This window comes from Acrocarpospora pleiomorpha (genome assembly GCF_009687885.1).
Taxonomy (GTDB): domain Bacteria; phylum Actinomycetota; class Actinomycetes; order Streptosporangiales; family Streptosporangiaceae; genus Acrocarpospora; species Acrocarpospora pleiomorpha.
On the sequence record NZ_BLAF01000046.1, the window covers coordinates 37229 to 54211 of the forward strand.

The window sequence follows — 16983 nt, forward strand, 5'->3', positions numbered from 1 at the left end:
GACCTCACGGTCCACGGTGGAATGTCCCCGAAAGGAGCTGCTTGCGTGAGCGTCACCCCACCCCTCTGGTCTACCAGCACTATCACCTTCTACAAGCCTCAGCGACTCGGCAGCGAGGATCTCCCAGCGCTCGTCGAAGTGGTTGGTGAGGACCCGCAGCGGTTCTGGGATCGGCTCCTCGACGGCGTGGCCGCGTCGGGCGCGCGAGCAGTCGAGTTCAGCATCCCTCCGGGCGACTGGGCGACGGCACGCCACGCATACGGAGGAGCCGCCGGAGTGCGGAGGGCGCTCGCCCGCCGCGGCCTGGCGATCTCATCTAGCTACATGACGGGACATCCCATCTCGGATGCGGTGAACAACAGCGCGGAGCGATCCCGCCTGCGCGAGCTTGTTCATGACCATGCGAGTTTCATCGCCGAGCTGAGCGGTGACCTCATATTGCAGGGCCCCGCTAAACGCGCCCTCACCGAAGAAGGGCCGTCGGAGCACGTCGCACCTGAGTTCCGCGATGCCGTCGCGGACATCGTCGAGGACATGGCCCGCGCGGCCCGCGCGGGCGGCACTCGATACGCCATTCACACCGAGGCGTACTCTCTCGTCGCACGTGACACAGACGTCGACGCCATGATGGCCAGAACCGATCCCGAACTCGTCCTGCTCTGCCCAGACGCGGGGCACATCACGCTTGACGGCGGGGACGCTGTGTCCATCCTCCGCCGTCATGCGGCCCGAGTCCCGATCGCGCATTGGAAGGATTGCGCCGCGCCCGTCTCGGGTGACATTTCCACGGGGCATATCCGCCATGGCCGCATGATCGAATCGTTCCGACGCGCGGGACACGGCATCGTCGACTGGCCGCGGTTCGCCGACGAGTTCATCCGAAACCCAACCCCGCGCTGGGCCGTCGCCGAAGTCGATTTCGCCGACGCACCGGTCGCCGACGTGGCGGAGGTCCTCACGTTCGGACGTGCGGTCATCGACAAGTCTGTCGGTCGCGCTCATGGCTGAGCTGCGCATCGAGGGCCGAGCCGCGCCCGACCTCGAACCTCTCGTCGATGTCTTCGCCCGCGAGTTCTCGCGCCAGCAGGTGGGTGGCGCCGCCCTCGCCGTCCTACGCGACGGGGAGGTGCTGGTCGACCTACGGGCGGGAGATCACGCGATCCAGGGCGGACGTCAACTCCTGTTCTCCGTATCGAAGCTGATCACCGCAGTCGTCTGCGCCATGGCCGTGGAACGAGGCCTCCTGGACATCGATGAGCCGCTCCACCGTTTCTGGCCCGAGTTCGACCGGCAAGCTACGCGTGGAATCACCCTGCGCATGGTGCTCGGGCATCGCTCGGGTCTGGTGGGGTTGCATCGCGACATACCTGTCGAAGAACTGATCGATGGCGGTCTTGAACGACGGCTTGGGGAGGAAACCAACCCTGTCTGGGAGCCTGACACCGATCATGGTTACCACGCATGGAGCTTCGGCGCGTTGATCAGCGGCGCGATGGCTCGACGTACGGGGCTCGACGTTGCGACCTTTCTGAGGCGGTACGTAAATCCTGCCGCAGCGTCGGATATCCAACTCGGCGTCGGCGGTTCCGCCCTCGACCTGGCGCCGCTCATCGTTCAGCACCTCACCCCGACCCCCTTGCAACGGGCGTGGGCCGAGAGTTCGCAGAGTCGCTTCGATGCGCTGGCCAGGGGGGCTCTCGCCGATATTCGCGTGTTCAACGATCCCCGGGTCGCGGAAGCGAACTGGCCTGCTTCCAACATGATGGCGACCGCCATCGACATCGCCCGAGTCGTTGACGGAGTGGTCAGCGGACGGTTGATACGGCCTTCGACTCTGTCTGAACTGACCGCAACCCGATCTCGAGGTCGAGACCGTGTGCTGGGCACGCGAACGCACTACGGCCTCGGCGTTCAACTCCCGAGCGTGCAAATACCGATGCTGGGACCCGGCTCGTTCGGTCACGAAGGGGCAGGCGGGGCCATGGCCGTGGGCGTGCCCCACCTCGGCCTGGCGATCGGTTACACCACAAACGTCCTTATAGGCGTCAAGGGAGCATCCAGCGGAATCCAACCCTTGTTGTCGGCGATCCGGCATTGTGCAGAACTCGGCAGGGGGAACTAACTTGCTCCAACAAGACGGGACCACATTCGCGGGCCGGGCAATCGCCAGCTTCGCCCACATCTACTCGGCAATAGTGCGGCAGGTCCCATCCGGGGTTGTCGCGACCCGCACCCCTCCGGACGGTGCACCACTTCTGGTTGTCGGCGGAGGCTCCGGACACTACCCGGCCTTCGCAGGATACGTGGGTAGCGGCTTGGCCGCGGCCGCCGTGCTGGGCGATGTGTTCGCCTCCCCCTCCGAAGCCGCGATCGTAGGAGTGGTGCGAGATCTCGCACCGGCAGGAGATGTGATTCTCGGGTACGGGAACTACGCCGGTGATCGCCTAAATTTCAACGCCGCCGCCGCCGAACTCGAATACCTGGGCTACCGCGTACGCCACATCGTCGTCACGGATGATGTGGCCAGTTCTCCGCAGCACAACGAGCGTCGCGGAATCGCGGGAGATCTCATCGTTTTCAAGATCTGCGGGGCGGGGATCCTGCGCGGCGCCGGCCTCGACGAGGCGGTGACGGTGGCCGCTCGCGCCAATTCCGCGACGCGCACCATCGGAGTCGCTTTCTCCGGCTGCACTATCCCAGGCGCACCAGGCCCGCTCTTCACCGTGAACCCCGGCGAGATTGCTCTGGGGCTGGGGATTCATGGCGAGCCCGGTATCGAGACGCTCCCCGTGCCAACGGAATCCGAGCTTGCCGGTCTCCTCGTCGATCGAGTGACAGCAGAGTTGCCGGCGCGTCGGTCACCACGACTGGGAGTTCTCCTAAATGGCATGGGCTCCGCCGGTCCCGAGACCCTCTTCGCCATCTGGCCGCTGGTCCTCGATGAACTCCAGGCCAGAGGGTACCAATCCATCGCGCCCCTGGTGGGGTCCTACGTCTCCTCTCTCGACATGACCGGCCTGTCCTTGAGCGTGTGCCAGTTGGACGATGAACTCGAAGCGTTGTGGCTCGACCCCGCACATAGCGCGGCAGTGCACCGCCCGGACGGCGAGGTGGCCGAGCGGCCCCCGTTGACATGGCGGCCCACATCCGAACGGCTCGAACGCGGCGGCCTCGTCGCGGAGGTCTTCGACTATGTCGTGGCGGTGCTGGAGCGTTCTGAGCAGGAGCTTGGCGCGCTGGATGCGTTGGCCGGCGATGGAGACCATGGTCGCGGGATGCTGGCCGGCGCCCGGGCGGCCCGTGACGCATGCGGGGGAATCCACGACATCGGAGCGGCGCTCACCGCCGCGGGCAAGGCATGGGCAGCGCGAGCCGGCGGCACCTCGGGCGCGTTGTGGGAGGCGATGCTCACCAGCGCGGCGAAGTCCGTCGACCCGTCCCGCCCGCACTTCTCTCTCAAGGCGGCCGCCGCGGCGGCCGCCACACAGCTTGCTGAACAGGGCGGCGCCCGGCTGGGAGACAAGACCATGCTCGACGCCGTCGCCCCCTTCGCATCCGCGCTGGATGCTCCGGGCCCACCTGCTGTGGTCTGGCGGCAGGCGGCGGCGGTTGCGCGGAACGCGGCCGAGCGCACGAGCGAACTGATACCGCGACTGGGTCGCGCCAGGACGCATCCGGGTCGGAGCCTGGGACATCCAGACGCCGGAGCGATGTCCTTTGCCCTCATCGTTGAAGAGGTTGGTCGATGGATGGAAAGCAGGTCGTGATGGGTTGGCGGATTGTCGTGGGGAGCGACTCGGCAGGAGCCGACTACAGGCTGGCGATCGCCCGAGATTATGCGAGCGACGCGAGGGTCGTCAGCATTGTCGATCTGGGCGTGCCACCGGGTGACGACACCCCGTACCCCCATATCGCTGTGCAGGCCGCGCGCATGGTCGCCCGTGGGGAGGCCGATCGGGCAGTCCTTATCTGTGGCACCGGACTGGGCGTTGCGATCGCGGCCAACAAAGTCGCGGGCATCCGCGCTGTCACCGCACACGACAGTTATTCCGTGGAACGCTCAGTCCTGAGTAACAACGCGCAGATGCTGTGCATGGGGCAGCGCGTGATCGGCCTCGAACTCGCCCGAAGGCTGGCGCGGGAATGGCTCGACTACACCTTCGATCCACAATCGGCGTCGGCCCCAAAGGTCGCGGCGATCTCCAATTATGAGCACAATCCTGCGGTGTGACGTGAGAAACCCGATGGTGGCGATCTCGCTGAAAATGTACCTCGACCGCCCCGAAACCCTCGCTTGGATCCGCCGAGTCGTACAGCTGAGCGATCACGACCGATTCGGGTCGCTACGCGTGCTGATCTTCCCCAGCCTTACCGAGGTTCCCGCGGCTCTCGCGCTCACCCGCCGATCGCGTGTGGAGGTCGGCGCGCAGAACGCGGCGGCGGCATTGTCCGGCGCCTTTACCGGGGAAGTATCGGCTCGCAGTCTCGCCCAGCTCGGTTGCCGCTCAGTCGAGCTCGGTCACGCGGAACGACGAACACTCTTTGGGGAGACGGACTCGATAATCGCCGCGAAGGCGCGGTTAGCGGCGGAAGTAGGCCTCACGCCTCTGCTATGCGTGGGCGAAACCACGAAGATGACTCCGGCCGGGGCGGCAAAGATCTGTTCTCTCCAGCTCGACACCGTGCTCAAGGTCGTGCCGGAAACAGCACCGCTGATCGTGGCATATGAGCCCGCGTGGGCCATCGGCACGCAATCGCCGGCACCAGCCGATTACGTGGATGGCGTGCTCCGGCACCTACGCGCACGGCTGGATGATCGGAACAATGACGCGCCCCTTCTCTATGGCGGGAGTGCGGGCATCGGAACAATGACGGGATTGCGCGCGGCGGATGGCCTTTTCCTCGGACGTTTCGCCCACGACACACGGCAACTGGAACGGATCATGGACGAAGTGCGGGAGCTGGCGGCATGAGGGAGAGGTGTGATCTATCCATGGACAAGATCAACATTGCCATCATCGGGGGTGCTGGCTTCATGGGTCATGCCCACAGCTCGGCGCTCGGGTTGGCGGATCTATCCGGTCTCGGTGTGCGGATCAATCGACACGTTCTCGTTGAGCCCGATCCCGGTGTCGCGCGCTCGGCTGCCGAGGAGCTCGGCTGGAGCGAGGCGTCCACCGACTGGCGAGAGGTCGTCGCACGCGAGGACGTGGACGTCGTCGACATCGTCACCCCGCCGGATCTGCACGAGGAGGTCACGCTCGCGGCGATCGCCGCGGGCAAGCACGTCTTCTGCGAGAAACCCATCACGAACGATGCGGCCTCGGGGTGGCGGATAGCTCGCGCCGCGGAGGAGGCGGCCGTCCTCGTCCAGGTGGGCTTCAATTACCGGCATACGGCGGCCGTGCAATACACCAAAGCACTGCTCGAAGCAGGTGAACTGGGCGTGCCGCTGCAGTTCCGGGCAACGTACCTGCAGGAAACGGGGCTGCTCTGGGGGAAGACGCCTGGACGCTGGCGCAACTCGCGCGGCACCGGTGGCTCGGGTGCGTCGGGGGACATCGGCTCGCACATCGTCGACGTCGCCGAGTTCTTCAACGGACCGATCCTTCGACTCAACGCCCTTGCGCGCGCCATGCATGAAGATCGCTCGCAGGGGTGGATGCCCGAGAGCACACGGATCTCCGAAGACCTTCTCGATGATGCCGCCGTGTGGATCGCGGAATTCGCGAACGGCGTTATCGGCAGCTTCGCAGTGAGCTTCTACGCGTCCGGTCGAAAGAACCAGTACCGCTTCTCCTTCGACGCGACGAAGGCCGCGGTCGACTTCGATTGGAACCATCGTGAGGAGTTCCGAATCTCGCGCGTCGCCGACGCGCCCGTCGACGCCGGTTTCAAGACCGTGCACACGAGTCTCGAACACCCCAACGGCCATTGGAAGCTCGCAGGCCTCGGCAGCGGATACGTCGATGTGAGCGCGAGCCAGTTCCATTCATTCTTCAGCGCCATCGTGAAGGGAGAGCAGGCACATCCGAGTGCCGCGGAAGCTACGCACGTCCAGGAGGTGGTCGAGGCCATCTCGCGGTCCGCTTCGACGGGCCAGTGGGTGGACGTTCCGCCCTCGCCGTGACATCGCACGTGATCTTAAACGAGTCGGTGCTGGTGTGAGCGTGTACGGCGAGGGGTGATGGCCGGGAATCGGGTGGTTCGGGTGGTGACGCTTCACTCGGTGGATTGATTAGCGTCACCGGGCGTTTTTTCAGGTGGCCCATGGTCTGTTCCGTACCAGACGGATACGGAGGCGACGATGGGCCACCATCACCACCATCATGACCAGCACGAGCACGAGCACGATCATGCGGGCGACCTGTCCGTGCCGGAGCGGGAACTGGAGCCGGGTGAGTTGAACCGGCGGTCGCTGATGCGGCGGGCGGGGTTGCTCGGTGCGGCGGCGGTGGCAGCGGGGGCGACGGCGAGTCCGGCCGCCGCGGCGACGCCTCACCATCCGGGGCGGGAGCCGCGGCACGGGTACCAGTGGCTGGCGGGCGATCACCACATTCACACGCAGTACAGCAGTGACGCGGTATACCGCGTGATCGACCACGTGCGGCACGCCAACGCGTACGGGCTGGACTGGATGGTCATCACCGACCATGGTGGCGCGGCGCATGCCAGGATCGGTGTGGAGAAGGTGAATCCGGACATCGTCCAGGCGCGTGAGGCGTACGAGGATGTGCTGGTTTTTCAGGGGCTGGAGTGGAACATTCCGGCGGCTGAGCATGCCACCGTTTTCGTGCACCCGGGCCGCAACGAGGTCGCGGTGCTGAAGGAGTTCGAGAACTCCTACGACGGGTCGGTCAAGAACGCCAACGACAGCACGCCGGCCAACGAGGCGCTGGCTGTGGCGGGGATCGCGTTCCTGGGTGAGCAGGTGCGGCGGCGGCGTATTCCGGACGCGCTGTTCTTCGCCAACCACCCGGCGCGGCGGGGCGTCGACTCGCCGCACGAGATCCGCGCCTGGCGGGACTCGGACCCGTCGATCGCGGTCGGTTTCGAGGGCGCGCCCGGCCACCAGGCCGCAGGGATCAAGGCGCCGCTCGGGCCGGGCAGCGGGCGTGGCTTCTACAGCGGCAGCCCGAGCGCGGCCTCGTTCCCGGCGTATCCGGTCGAGAGCTACCGTACGTTCGGCGGTTTCGACTGGATGACCTCCACCGTCGGCGGGCTCTGGGACAGCTTGCTCGCTGAGGGCAAACCGTGGTGGATCAGCGCGAACTCGGACTCGCACACGGTGTACGGGGACACCGCGACGCGCGGCCCGAACAGCGACTTCGAGGCCAACGGGCGCTACAACGACCCCGTCTACGGGCAGCCCACGCAGGTCACGGCGGGTGACTTCTGGCCCGGCTTCTACAGCCGCACCAACGTCGGCGCCGAGGACTTCTCCTACGCCGCCGTCATGCGCGGCCTGCGCGCAGGCAGGGTCTGGGTCGACCACGGCCACCTCATCAAGGGCCTGAACGTACGCGCCCGCGTCGCGGGGAACCGGTCGGACTCGGGCATCACGCTCGGCGACACGCTGGTGGTCCGCAAGGGCACGCCGGTCGAGCTGGTCATCGAGATCGATCTGGCTTCCGAGCCGAACTGGGCGCAGTTCGTGCCGGTGCTGGCCCAGGTGGACGTCATCCAGGGCGACGTCACCGGACCGGCCGCCAATCCCGACGTGTTCACCACGCCGAGCACGAAGGTCGCCAAGTCCTTCGAGGTCACGTCCGGGGCGAAGGGATCCGTCCGGTTCGTGTACGGGATCGGGCCGGTCGATCGGCCGATCTACCTGCGGGTGCGCGGCACGGACGGCAAACGTTCCGCGGTCGGCCTGCTCGGCGCGGGCGTGGACCCGGCCGGGCCCCAGATGGACGTGCTCGGCGACGCCGACCCGTGGCTTGACCTGTGGTTCTACAGCAACCCGCTCTGGGTGCGTCCGCGCGGATGACCATCCTGGGAATCGACGCGGGCACCCCCGACGTCGCGGCGGCCGAGCATCTGATCCACGACCTGGTGACGATGCTCGGCCCGCCGGCCCTGGCCTGCACGCACTTCGTGCGCACCGGCCGCCCCCACGTGGCGGTCACCCTCGTCGTGGACCCTGATGTCCGCCCCGAGCAGTTGGCGGAGTACGGCGTTGCGTGGGGCGACCGGCGCACCGGGCCGGAGGAGCTGGCGGCGGGGGCGTCGCAGGCGGTGGCCGAATTCGAGGCCGGAGGCGGGCGAGCGGTGGTTTTCGCCGGATCCGCTGGAATCAGTGGCGTGCTGACGGTAGCCGAGTTGGTCGAGCGATCAGCGATCGACCAGGTGTCAGTGCTGGCGTCGCCGTCCCCGGCCGGACCGGAGGTCGTGCTGGACACGCGCGGATATCTGCGGCCAGAACGGAAGGGCGGAGTCCTGACCCTCGCCACGACGCCAGGATTGTTGCCGGATGGCTCTGTAGGGCTGGTGCCGTTTGAAATTCTCGATGTGCGAGCGTGCTGCGGAGGGCACTAACTAAGACCGTGCCTTGTTGGTGATCTATCGTCGTGACGGCGTTCATGGGTCTTCACCGTCGCTACGAGCGCCGCGCCGACCTCATGGGACGCAGTGCTTCTTGGAAGAGGTCTCGTATCCCTCGACGTATCCAGAGCCGTAGCCTGCTCTGTACCCCACCCACCAAGCACCCTCCTTGTCCGCATAAGCCATGGCGTACGCCTTGTTCGTGTCGTACTGGCAACGTTGCCAAGCATCCTGATCGGCGGCCGCCCTACCGTTGCGTGTCCCTTCCGCGTAGCCCTCTTGGTAAGGCGATGGTGGATCGGTGCTCGGAGCCGCCGTCATCGAGGTGATGGCCTTGGACGGCGTAGAGTCGGTCGACGCCTCCGAACTGGCGATCGGCCACAGGGTGGCAGTGACGATTACGGCGCAGCCAATTGTCGCGCGAACGTCACGCATGTCGATTCCTCCTTTATCGAGAAGGTCCGGTATCGGTCAGATGTCATCCGCTGTCCGCTGCGAGAGACCGTACAGTTGGGCAACTGGATTCCATAGGTCCACGAATCTCTGTTTCGCCTGGGTGGCACGTTCGGAGAAGGAGAGGCCGCTTTGGTAGGCGGAGTCCTCTGTCAGGCTCGCGGAGCAGCCGCCGGTTGATCGGTGTCGAGCCCACTCAACAAAGGCTTCGTCGGCATTGAGTGACATAGTCAACGCATCGTCCAAAGCAGATCGAAGGATGGCCCCTCCGGGAAGTGCGTCTACTTGAAGGGCCCGGACGGTGTCGAGTTGGTTGCGCCGAGATTCCGCGACCATGCTGAGAGTTGCCATCCCAGCCTGAGGCGCTCCACAGCTCCGTATCTGATCCAGCGCAGGGGCGAGTTCAGAACGCGTGCCGCTCATGCTGAGCAGTATGGCGTTGACCGCCATGGCCTGCTCGAAGCCCGGTGTCATGTGCTTCGCGGAGCGGTCAAGGGTAGAGGAGAACTCCGCCGCCGCACCCGAGGTACTCCCGATCACCGCGTGATCAAGTGAGGCCGCATCACATGGACCCAATCCCAGCAGAACCGATGCCACCGTGGTGGTGAAAACGGCCGTCGCCCTCTTTGCATATCTTCGTTTGCTGGTTGCTTCAAACATGAATATCGCCAGCTCGTCTATACGAAGGACTAGCCCAATGCGACGGTGGGGACCCATTCGCTCGATATGTCGAGCCATGCCCCAATCTTGCTGACCCGCCCTAGGTTTCAGGGATCGTGAGCCGGAATTTCGCTCCGTCTGGGCTGGGCCCTGTCCACGCTAATGCACGGTGCGGAAGTGCCTCAACCACCGCACTTTAAAGATTTGGGACGTCCAGTTTTGCCGTGATGCGAAAACGCCTAACACAGTGGGCAGGTCGCCGGGTTGCACACCGTTCTCTGGCGGCGTTCACGCGGATAGTTCTCGCCGCACCGGCGCCACGCTAACTGAGGTTCCAGAGTCTGATTGTTTCGTCTTTGCTGCCGGTGACGGCGATGGGTTTGCCGTTGAGTTCGGCGAAGGTGACGGTCCAGATGCAGTCGGTGTGGCCGGTTAGTGGGGGGCCGAGGAGCTTTCGGGTGGAGATGTCCCAGGCGCGGGCGGTGTCGTCTTCGCTGCCGGTGAGAGCGATGAGGTTGTCGCCGGTTTTGGTGAGGGCTACCGACCAGATCCAGCCGGTGTGGCCGGTGAGGGGGGTGCCGAGTTGGGTTTGGGTGGTGAGGTCCCAGATTCTGGCGGTGTTGTCTTCGCCGCCGGTGAGGGCGATGGGCTTGCCGTCGAGGTCGGCTACGGCGACGGAGCGTACCCATCCTTGATGTCCGGTCATGGGGGCGCCGAGCTGTTTTCTGGTACGGAGATCCCAGAGGCGTACCGTGCTGTCGTCGCTGGTGGTCACCGCGATCGGGGTGTTGTTGAGCATGGTCAGGGCTACGGACCAGATAGTGCTGGTGTGGCCGGTGAGGGGGGCGCCGATCTGTTCGCGGGTGCGGAGATCCCAGATTCGGGCGGTTTTGTCGACTCCGGCGGTGATGGCGATGGGGGTGCCGTCGAGGTCGCCCAGGGCGACGGCTTTGATGCCGCCGGGGTTTCCGGCGATGGATGGGCCGGTGCGCTGGCGGGTGTTGAGATTCCAGACCAGGGCGGTGCCGTCGTCGCTGCCGGTGAGCGCGATCGGTTCGTTGTCGAGGGTGCCGATGGCGACGGAGCGTACCCATTTGGTGTGCCCGGTGAGGGTGGGGGTGAGTTCTACCCCTTGGACCAGGTCGACGACGCGGGCGGTGTCGTCGTCGGAGCCGCTCACGGAGATGGGGCCGTCGAGCTGGCCGATCGCGATCGAGCGAACGTCGTCGGTGTGGACGCGGATGGGGTCACCGACGGGGGTGCCGAATGTGGAGGGTTCGAGGGTTGTGCTGGTGCGGGACTGGTTTGCGGGGGTGTTGTTCTTCGGCCACAGGGTGACGGCTGCCAGGACGGCGGCGACCACGAGAATGCTGCCCAAGACGAGCAGGATCGGCGTGCGCCGGGATTTACGAACCGGCTGGGTGTACGGAAGGCCATTCGCGGGCGGGGGGTGCCCGGACGAAGCATACGTAGACGCGAGATCTGTGGACGTAACGCGCGTAGAGGGGAGATCCGGGAAGGGCCGATCCATGGAGGACGGGTTGGCGGAAGACCGATCCGTGGGGGAAACGTGCGCGGAAGGTCGATCCGTGGGGGGAAGGTTCGCGGTCGAAAGAGATGAAATATCGGGCGGGGCGCTTCCGGGAGGTGCGGTGCCCGCGCCCGGCGCGACGCCCGGAAAAGCACCCTCGACCGGAGCGGCACTCGGGAAAGCACCCGCGACCGGAGCGGCGCCCCGGGAAACACCCTCGACCGGAGCCGCGACCGGGAAAGCACCCGCGACCGGAGCGATGCTCGGGACAGGCGCGGCACCCGGGAAAGGCGCAGCGCTCGCGGGAGGGGCAGGGGTGTCGTCGCCAGTCAAAGTTCTGACGAGGTCGGCCGCCGTAGGCCGGTTCTCGGGGGATTTATCCAGACATTTCGTAATTAATGGGCGCAGGCTGTCGGGGACGCCGGAGATGTCCGGGTTGCCGTACAGGAGGGCGTGTAAAACCACCGGCACCGAGTCGCCCTGGAAGGCCGGGCGGCCGGGCGCCGCGTACACCATCGTGGCGCCCCAGCTGAAGACGTCGGCGGCCGGACCCACCTCGCCGGACGCGACCTGCTCGGGCGCCATGTAGCCGGGCGTCCCCATCGACCCCGTATGCGTGACCGTATGGTCAAGCGCCCGCGAGATACCGAAGTCAATGACCACCGGTCCCTCCGGACCCATGATGACATTGCTCGGCTTGAAATCCCGATGCACGACCCCGGCCCGATGAATAGCGGCCAGCGCGGTCGCGGTAGCCACGGCAAGCCGCTCGAGCCCTCCGCCCGTGCGCGGCCCCTCCTGCCGTACGACATGATGCAACGACGCCCCGGGCACGAATTCGCTGACAATGAACGGCTGATTGTCATGGACGCCCACATCCAGAACCCGGGCCGTGCAGAAAGGCGCCACCCGCCGCGCGAGTTCCACTTCCCGGAAGAATCGGCGGCGCGCACCATCGTCCTCAGAAAGCGTCGCATGCAATATCTTGACCGCGACCTCGACCCCCGACGGCGCGATGGCCCGATGGACTTCGCCCTGCCCGCCGCTCCCGATCCGGCTGGTCAGCCGATAGTCACCCAGGTCACGGGGTTCGGCACTGGGCAAGAGCCACCTCTTCAATAAACCGGTCGATCGGCCACCCAATAATACGCGCCGACCATCCCGCGACAGTCAGTCGCCGAATCCTCCATTACCCGTTAATTCACCTCCGATTGGCTCAGAATTGTTCGTCCGTACATCAATGGCATGGCCGGCCGCCCACGCATACACTGATCGCAAGAAGCACGAAAGATCAGGCCTGGCCGCTGAGGAGCGGTGGAGCGGTTGGACGTGAGTTACCGGGCGTGAACCGGTGGCTGACGCCGTATCGTTGCGCCACTCCCGCGTCGCCGGGTCCTCGAACGTTGGAGGACAGCGATGAAGATCGCATTCTTTGGTGATGTCCATGGCTATGTGCTGCACGCGCTGGGCGCGGCGGTCCTGCTCCAGAACCGGCGGGGAATCACCCTCGACGCGTTGATCCAGGTCGGCGACCTGGGCGCGTTCCCCTCGCCAGAACGCTGGGACGAGCCCAGCCGCCGCTTCGGCGCGGACTCCCCGGCCCAGGGCGATTTCTTCCGCCTGCTCGACCCCTCACCCCACCTCGCCGACGGAGTACGGCTCGCGCTCGCGGAACTCCCGCCATTCCTGTTCGTCAGCGGCAACCACGAAGACCACGAGTGGCTCGCCACCCTGCACCAAACATCCGGCGCCGACGTGACCCCCGTGGATCCGCTCGCCGCCTACCACCATGTCGCCTGCGGCCAGGTCCTGGACCTCGCCGGTCAGCGGGTCGGCTTCCTCGGCATGGTCGACGTGCCCGGCAAAATGGACTTCGACCCCGACGCGTACGCGCACTTCCTCACCGCCGAACCGGCCAGCGTGGACATCCTGATCACCCACGAGGGCCCGCACGGCATGTCGCGCAACGCCCACGGCCACATCCAAGGATCCACGAAACTGACCAAGCTAATCGAACATCTACAACCAAGCCTGCACGTCAGCGGCCACTACCACCACGAAAACGGCCACCGCCACTACGGCCGAACCATCTCGTACGCCCTCGCCCAACTCGTCCCACCCAAGATCACCCGATGGGACCCCAACCCGGTCAACCCCCGGCAACAAGTCGCCCCCGGCAGCATCGCCCTCCTCGACACCGACACCGGCGCGTTCGACTACATCCACGACCCCTGGCTGGCCGAGGTCAGCGGCGACGACCTCGACCTGACCAAGCTCATCCACAACCCGGAAGATCACGGCTGAACTCCTCAAGCCACACCCACCGGATGATGCGCACTCCCCCAAACTTCCCCAAACGCGTACCCAATTCGGGCGTGGGAGCGGTGCCCACCCGGTTCGATCCGACATACCTGGGCATGCGTGACCCTTAACTGCAAATAACGCGAATAGGGAAGAAGGGTCATGAAGGACACCGACATGGACGTCATTACGTTCCTCATGCGCCAGCACGACGAGATCCGGGAACTGTTCGAGGAAGTCGTCAACACCAAGGGTCCCGGCCAGCGGGACGTCTTCCATCATCTCGTCCGCCTGCTCGCCATCCACGAGACCGCCGAGGAGGAACTCGTCCACCCGTACGCCCGCAAGGCCTTCCCCGGCGGCGACAAGGTGGTGGACCAGCGGCTCCAGGAGGAGAACTCGGCGAAGGAACTGCTGAGCCGCCTCGACGACATGGGCACCGACCACCCCGACTTCCTCAAATACTTCGACGAGCTCCGCACCGACGTGCTCGCCCACGCCGAAGCCGAGGAGAAGTTCGAGTTCGCCAAGCTGCGCGAGAAGGCCAGCGGCCCGCAGCTGCGCGCGATGACCGCGGGCGTGAAGGCCGCCGAGGCCCTGGCCCCGACCCGCCCCCACCCGGGCGTCGAGTCCGCCACCAAGAACGTACTGCTTGGCCCGCCGACCGCGATCATGGACCGCACCCGAGACGCCATCCGGGCCGCGATGGGCAAGTCCTGAGCCGTCTGAGCTACCTGAGCTAACCGAGGAGGAGACGTGAAGGCTCTCACCTGGCACGGAAAGCGCGACGTCCGCGTCGACGAAGTCCCGGACCCGGCGATCAAGGAACCCAACGATGCGATCATCAGGGTCACCTCGAGCGGGATCTGCGGCTCCGACCTGCACCTCTACGAGGTGCTCGGCCCGTTCCTGGCCGAAGGCGACATTCTCGGCCACGAGGCGATGGGCATCGTGGAAGAGGTGGGCTCCGATGTCACCAACCTCAAGCCCGGCGACCGGGTGGTCGTCCCGTTCAACATCTCGTGCGGGCACTGCGTGATGTGCGACAACCGCCTGTACGCCCAGTGCGAGACCACCCAGAGCCCTGAGCATGGCACCGGCGCCGCCCTGTTCGGCTACACCAAGCTCTACGGCCAGGTCCCCGGCGGCCAGGCCGAATACCTTCGTGTCCCGCAGGCCCAGTTCGGCCCGATCAAGGTGCCTGACGGCCCGCCCGACGAGCGTTACCTCTACCTTTCCGACGTCCTGCCCACCGCCTGGCAGGCTGTGCAGTACGCCAACATCCCGGACGGCGGCAGCGTCACCGTCCTCGGCCTCGGCCCGATCGGCCAGATGTCGGCCAGGATCGCCCGCCACCTCGGCTACCGCGTCATCGCCGTGGACGGCGTGATGGAACGCCTGGCCATGGCCCGCCGCCACGGCGCCGAGCTGATCGACGCCAGCGAGACCCACCACGTCGCCGACGCCGTGCGCGAGTTCACCGACGGCCGGGGCACCGACGCCGTCATCGACGCCGTCGGCATGGAAGCCCACGGCTCACCGGCCGCCAAGTTCGCCCACACGATCACGAGCCTGCTCCCGGACAAGCTCGCCGCGACCCTGATGACCAACGCGAGCGTCGACCGCATCGCCGCCCTCACCCTGGGCATCGACATCGTCCGCCGCGGCGGCACCCTGTCCATCTCCGGCCTGTACGTCGGCACCGCCGACCCGCTTCCCATGCAACGGATGTTCGACAAGGGCATCACCGTACGCATGGGCCAGGCCCACGTCCGGCGCTGGACCGACGCCCTGCTCCCGCTCGTGAACGACGAGACCGACCCGCTGGGCCTGATGGACTTCACCACCCATCAGCTGCCCCTGGACCAGGCCCCGCACGCTTACGAGATCTTCCAGAAGAAGCAGGACGGCGCCATCAAGATCATGCTCAAGCCGTAAGGGTCAGATCTCGCCCACCTTCCGGGTGGGCAGCCCGAAGCTCGACGCGATCGGATTCCAGATCGCCACGAATCGCGTCTTGTGCGTGGTCGCCCGCTCGGAGTTCCAGTTGCCCGCGCCGAAGGCGGGACTGCCCGAACACCCGGCGGCGAGGAAGTCCTCAGCCGCCGCCTGGTAGGCGGCATCGGCCTTGTACGAGGAGTCGAGCGCGCTGACGAGATGCCCCTTGAGCACCGTGCCATCGGGCAGGAAGTCGACCCGCAGGTCCCGGGCCGACGTCAGCTGGGCCCGGCGCGCGTCGGTGATGTCGGAGATGACGCCGATCGCGCTGGACCGGCACCTGGTCACGTCGGCGATCGCCGCACCCAGATCCAGCCGGCTGGCCTGGCTGTTGGCGAGCAGGTCGTCGATCGCCGTGGCCTGCTCAACGGACAAGTCCGGCGGAGAGGGTGACGGCGACGGCACGGGCGCCGGACTGGTCTCGCTCACCAGCGAACCAGTCGTAACGGGAGCGACGGAGGTGACGGGGGTCTCGTCGCCGCTCAGCAGGATCGCGGTGACGAGGACTCCCAGCAGCGTGAGGGTCACCAGGAAGGGAACAGCCGGGGCCGCGCGCCGCCGGAACGCGGGCAGTTCGGCGACGAGCAGCGCCGCGTCGCAGTGCGGGCAGGTGGTCTGCTCGCCCGCGTCGTTGCCGCACTGCCCGCACAGCCAGCCGGTGGTTTGCGCAATCGCCACAACATCCTCCTACCTGGCATCGTCCGGGTCGCCGAACACCGACCCGGGAACAAGATCGGGCACGGGGAGCCCCATCATCTTCAGCGTGTTGCGCATGACCGTCTCGCTGCTCGTGACGAAGTCGAAGACGTTGGCGGCCCGCTGCGCCTCGACCACTCGCTGGACCATGCCAAGGAACGCCTCGGCCTCGTCGCGCCGCTCGCCGAGCATGGTGTCGGTGACGTTGGCGATCCCGGTCGAGGTCTCGGCGAGACGGACCGCGTGCGGGGTGATCCAGTCGTCCAGGCCCTCGGACAGGAACTCCCGCCAGCGCCGGCGCAGGTCGGTCATCACCTCGATCTGCCGCTTGGTCGCCTCATGGCCGGCCTCGCGTTCCAGCCGCTGGTGCAGGAACTGTTGCTGCTGCTGGACCACCGGCAGCGGCGGCAGCAGCCGGATCACCGCCGTGCATTCCAGCTGGACCCCGTGGTCGACGACCCGGACGCCCTTCAGCTTCTCGTTGACCGTGGCCTCCGCATCCGCCGCCCGATGCGGCTCGAAACCGCGGGCGTAGAAGCGGATGGTGTCCTCCACGAAGTAGCGGAACCGCTCGCGGCAGAGGTTGACCTCGCTGGACAGCGTGCCCTCCGGGCAGTTGCCGGTCGCGCGCCACTGGAGCCGGACCGACACCGGAAAGTGGAAGCTGTCGTTGAACGCGGGCGTCTCGAAGGTGAACGGCGGATCGATCACATGGGTGGAGCTCGATTCCAGAATGGGGGTGGACCGGAACCAGGACCGGATGACGCTGGTCCACCCGGTCCTTTCCTGGCGCGTCATGG

Annotated in this window: 16 protein-coding genes and 1 pseudogene; 11 read left to right on the forward strand and 6 right to left on the reverse strand. The window is 66.4% G+C overall.

What is annotated here, in order from left to right:
- The first annotated feature begins 45 nt into the window (after positions 1-45).
- From Aple_RS33655 to Aple_RS33690, 8 genes are all read left to right on the forward strand, one after another.
- Positions 46-1008, forward strand: a complete 963-nt coding sequence (locus Aple_RS33655; protein WP_170321783.1) for a sugar phosphate isomerase/epimerase family protein — start codon at positions 46-48, stop codon at positions 1006-1008.
- The gene (locus tag Aple_RS33660) at positions 1001-2122 is read left to right on the forward strand and encodes a serine hydrolase domain-containing protein (RefSeq protein ID WP_155348766.1); all 1122 of its coding nucleotides are present in this window, start codon (positions 1001-1003) and stop codon (positions 2120-2122) included. Before Aple_RS33655 ends, Aple_RS33660 begins: the two co-directional genes overlap by 8 nt.
- Positions 2097-3767, forward strand: coding sequence for a dihydroxyacetone kinase family protein (locus tag Aple_RS33665; protein ID WP_246264967.1), 1671 nt, complete (start codon positions 2097-2099; stop codon positions 3765-3767). The genes Aple_RS33660 and Aple_RS33665 overlap by 26 nt, the downstream gene beginning before the upstream one ends.
- On the forward strand, positions 3746-4231 hold the full coding sequence (locus tag Aple_RS33670) for a ribose-5-phosphate isomerase (RefSeq protein ID WP_281361634.1): 486 nt from the start codon (positions 3746-3748) through the stop codon (positions 4229-4231). Before Aple_RS33665 ends, Aple_RS33670 begins: the two co-directional genes overlap by 22 nt.
- Positions 4209-4973 carry a triose-phosphate isomerase family protein gene (locus tag Aple_RS33675; protein WP_155348768.1) on the forward strand — a complete coding sequence of 255 codons (765 nt, stop codon included), beginning with the start codon at positions 4209-4211 and terminating at the stop codon, positions 4971-4973. Before Aple_RS33670 ends, Aple_RS33675 begins: the two co-directional genes overlap by 23 nt.
- A 20-nt stretch (positions 4974-4993) precedes the next feature.
- Positions 4994-6130 carry a Gfo/Idh/MocA family protein gene (locus Aple_RS33680; RefSeq protein ID WP_170321784.1) on the forward strand — a complete coding sequence of 379 codons (1137 nt, stop codon included), beginning with the start codon at positions 4994-4996 and terminating at the stop codon, positions 6128-6130.
- Positions 6131-6307: 177 nt separating this feature from the next.
- Positions 6308-7990, forward strand: a complete 1683-nt coding sequence (locus tag Aple_RS33685; RefSeq protein ID WP_155348770.1) for a PHP domain-containing protein — start codon at positions 6308-6310, stop codon at positions 7988-7990.
- Positions 7987-8538, forward strand: a complete 552-nt coding sequence (locus Aple_RS33690) for a hypothetical protein (protein ID WP_155348771.1) — start codon at positions 7987-7989, stop codon at positions 8536-8538. The genes Aple_RS33685 and Aple_RS33690 overlap by 4 nt, the downstream gene beginning before the upstream one ends.
- 81 nt (positions 8539-8619) lie before the next feature.
- Here Aple_RS33690 and Aple_RS33695 read toward each other — a convergent pair whose 3' ends face one another.
- From Aple_RS33695 to Aple_RS56425, 4 genes and pseudogenes are all read right to left on the reverse strand, one after another.
- Positions 8620-8979: a hypothetical protein gene (locus tag Aple_RS33695; protein ID WP_155348772.1), complete on the reverse strand. Its 360-nt coding sequence runs from the start codon at positions 8977-8979 to the stop codon at positions 8620-8622.
- 36 nt (positions 8980-9015) lie between these two features.
- Positions 9016-9657, reverse strand: a complete 642-nt coding sequence (locus Aple_RS33700; protein WP_155348773.1) for a hypothetical protein — start codon at positions 9655-9657, stop codon at positions 9016-9018.
- Between the two features lie 322 nt (positions 9658-9979).
- Positions 9980-11035, reverse strand: a complete 1056-nt coding sequence (locus Aple_RS54905) for a WD40 repeat domain-containing protein (RefSeq protein ID WP_246264968.1) — start codon at positions 11033-11035, stop codon at positions 9980-9982.
- A 543-nt stretch (positions 11036-11578) separates the two neighbouring features.
- Positions 11579-12331, reverse strand: a pseudogene (locus Aple_RS56425) (serine/threonine-protein kinase); the annotation flags it as partial.
- Between the two features lie 273 nt (positions 12332-12604).
- On the opposite strand from Aple_RS56425, the gene Aple_RS33710 reads away from it, so the two are divergent.
- The 3 genes from Aple_RS33710 to Aple_RS33720 all read left to right on the forward strand — a co-directional run bounded on the left by Aple_RS33710 (position 12605) and on the right by Aple_RS33720 (position 15427).
- Complete coding sequence (locus Aple_RS33710; protein ID WP_155348775.1) at positions 12605-13492, forward strand: metallophosphoesterase family protein; 888 nt, start codon at positions 12605-12607, stop codon at positions 13490-13492.
- A gap of 159 nt (positions 13493-13651) precedes the next feature.
- Positions 13652-14209: a hemerythrin domain-containing protein gene (locus Aple_RS33715; RefSeq protein ID WP_155348776.1), complete on the forward strand. Its 558-nt coding sequence runs from the start codon at positions 13652-13654 to the stop codon at positions 14207-14209.
- 36 nt (positions 14210-14245) lie between these two features.
- On the forward strand, positions 14246-15427 hold the full coding sequence (locus tag Aple_RS33720) for a zinc-dependent alcohol dehydrogenase (protein WP_155348777.1): 1182 nt from the start codon (positions 14246-14248) through the stop codon (positions 15425-15427).
- A gap of 3 nt (positions 15428-15430) precedes the next feature.
- Here the strand turns inward: Aple_RS33720 and Aple_RS33725 are convergent, their stop codons facing one another.
- Positions 15431-16165: a hypothetical protein gene (locus tag Aple_RS33725; protein WP_155348778.1), complete on the reverse strand. Its 735-nt coding sequence runs from the start codon at positions 16163-16165 to the stop codon at positions 15431-15433.
- Positions 16166-16174: 9 nt separating this feature from the next.
- Positions 16175-16981: a hypothetical protein gene (locus Aple_RS33730; protein ID WP_218038624.1), complete on the reverse strand. Its 807-nt coding sequence runs from the start codon at positions 16979-16981 to the stop codon at positions 16175-16177.
- Positions 16982-16983 lie beyond the last annotated feature (2 nt).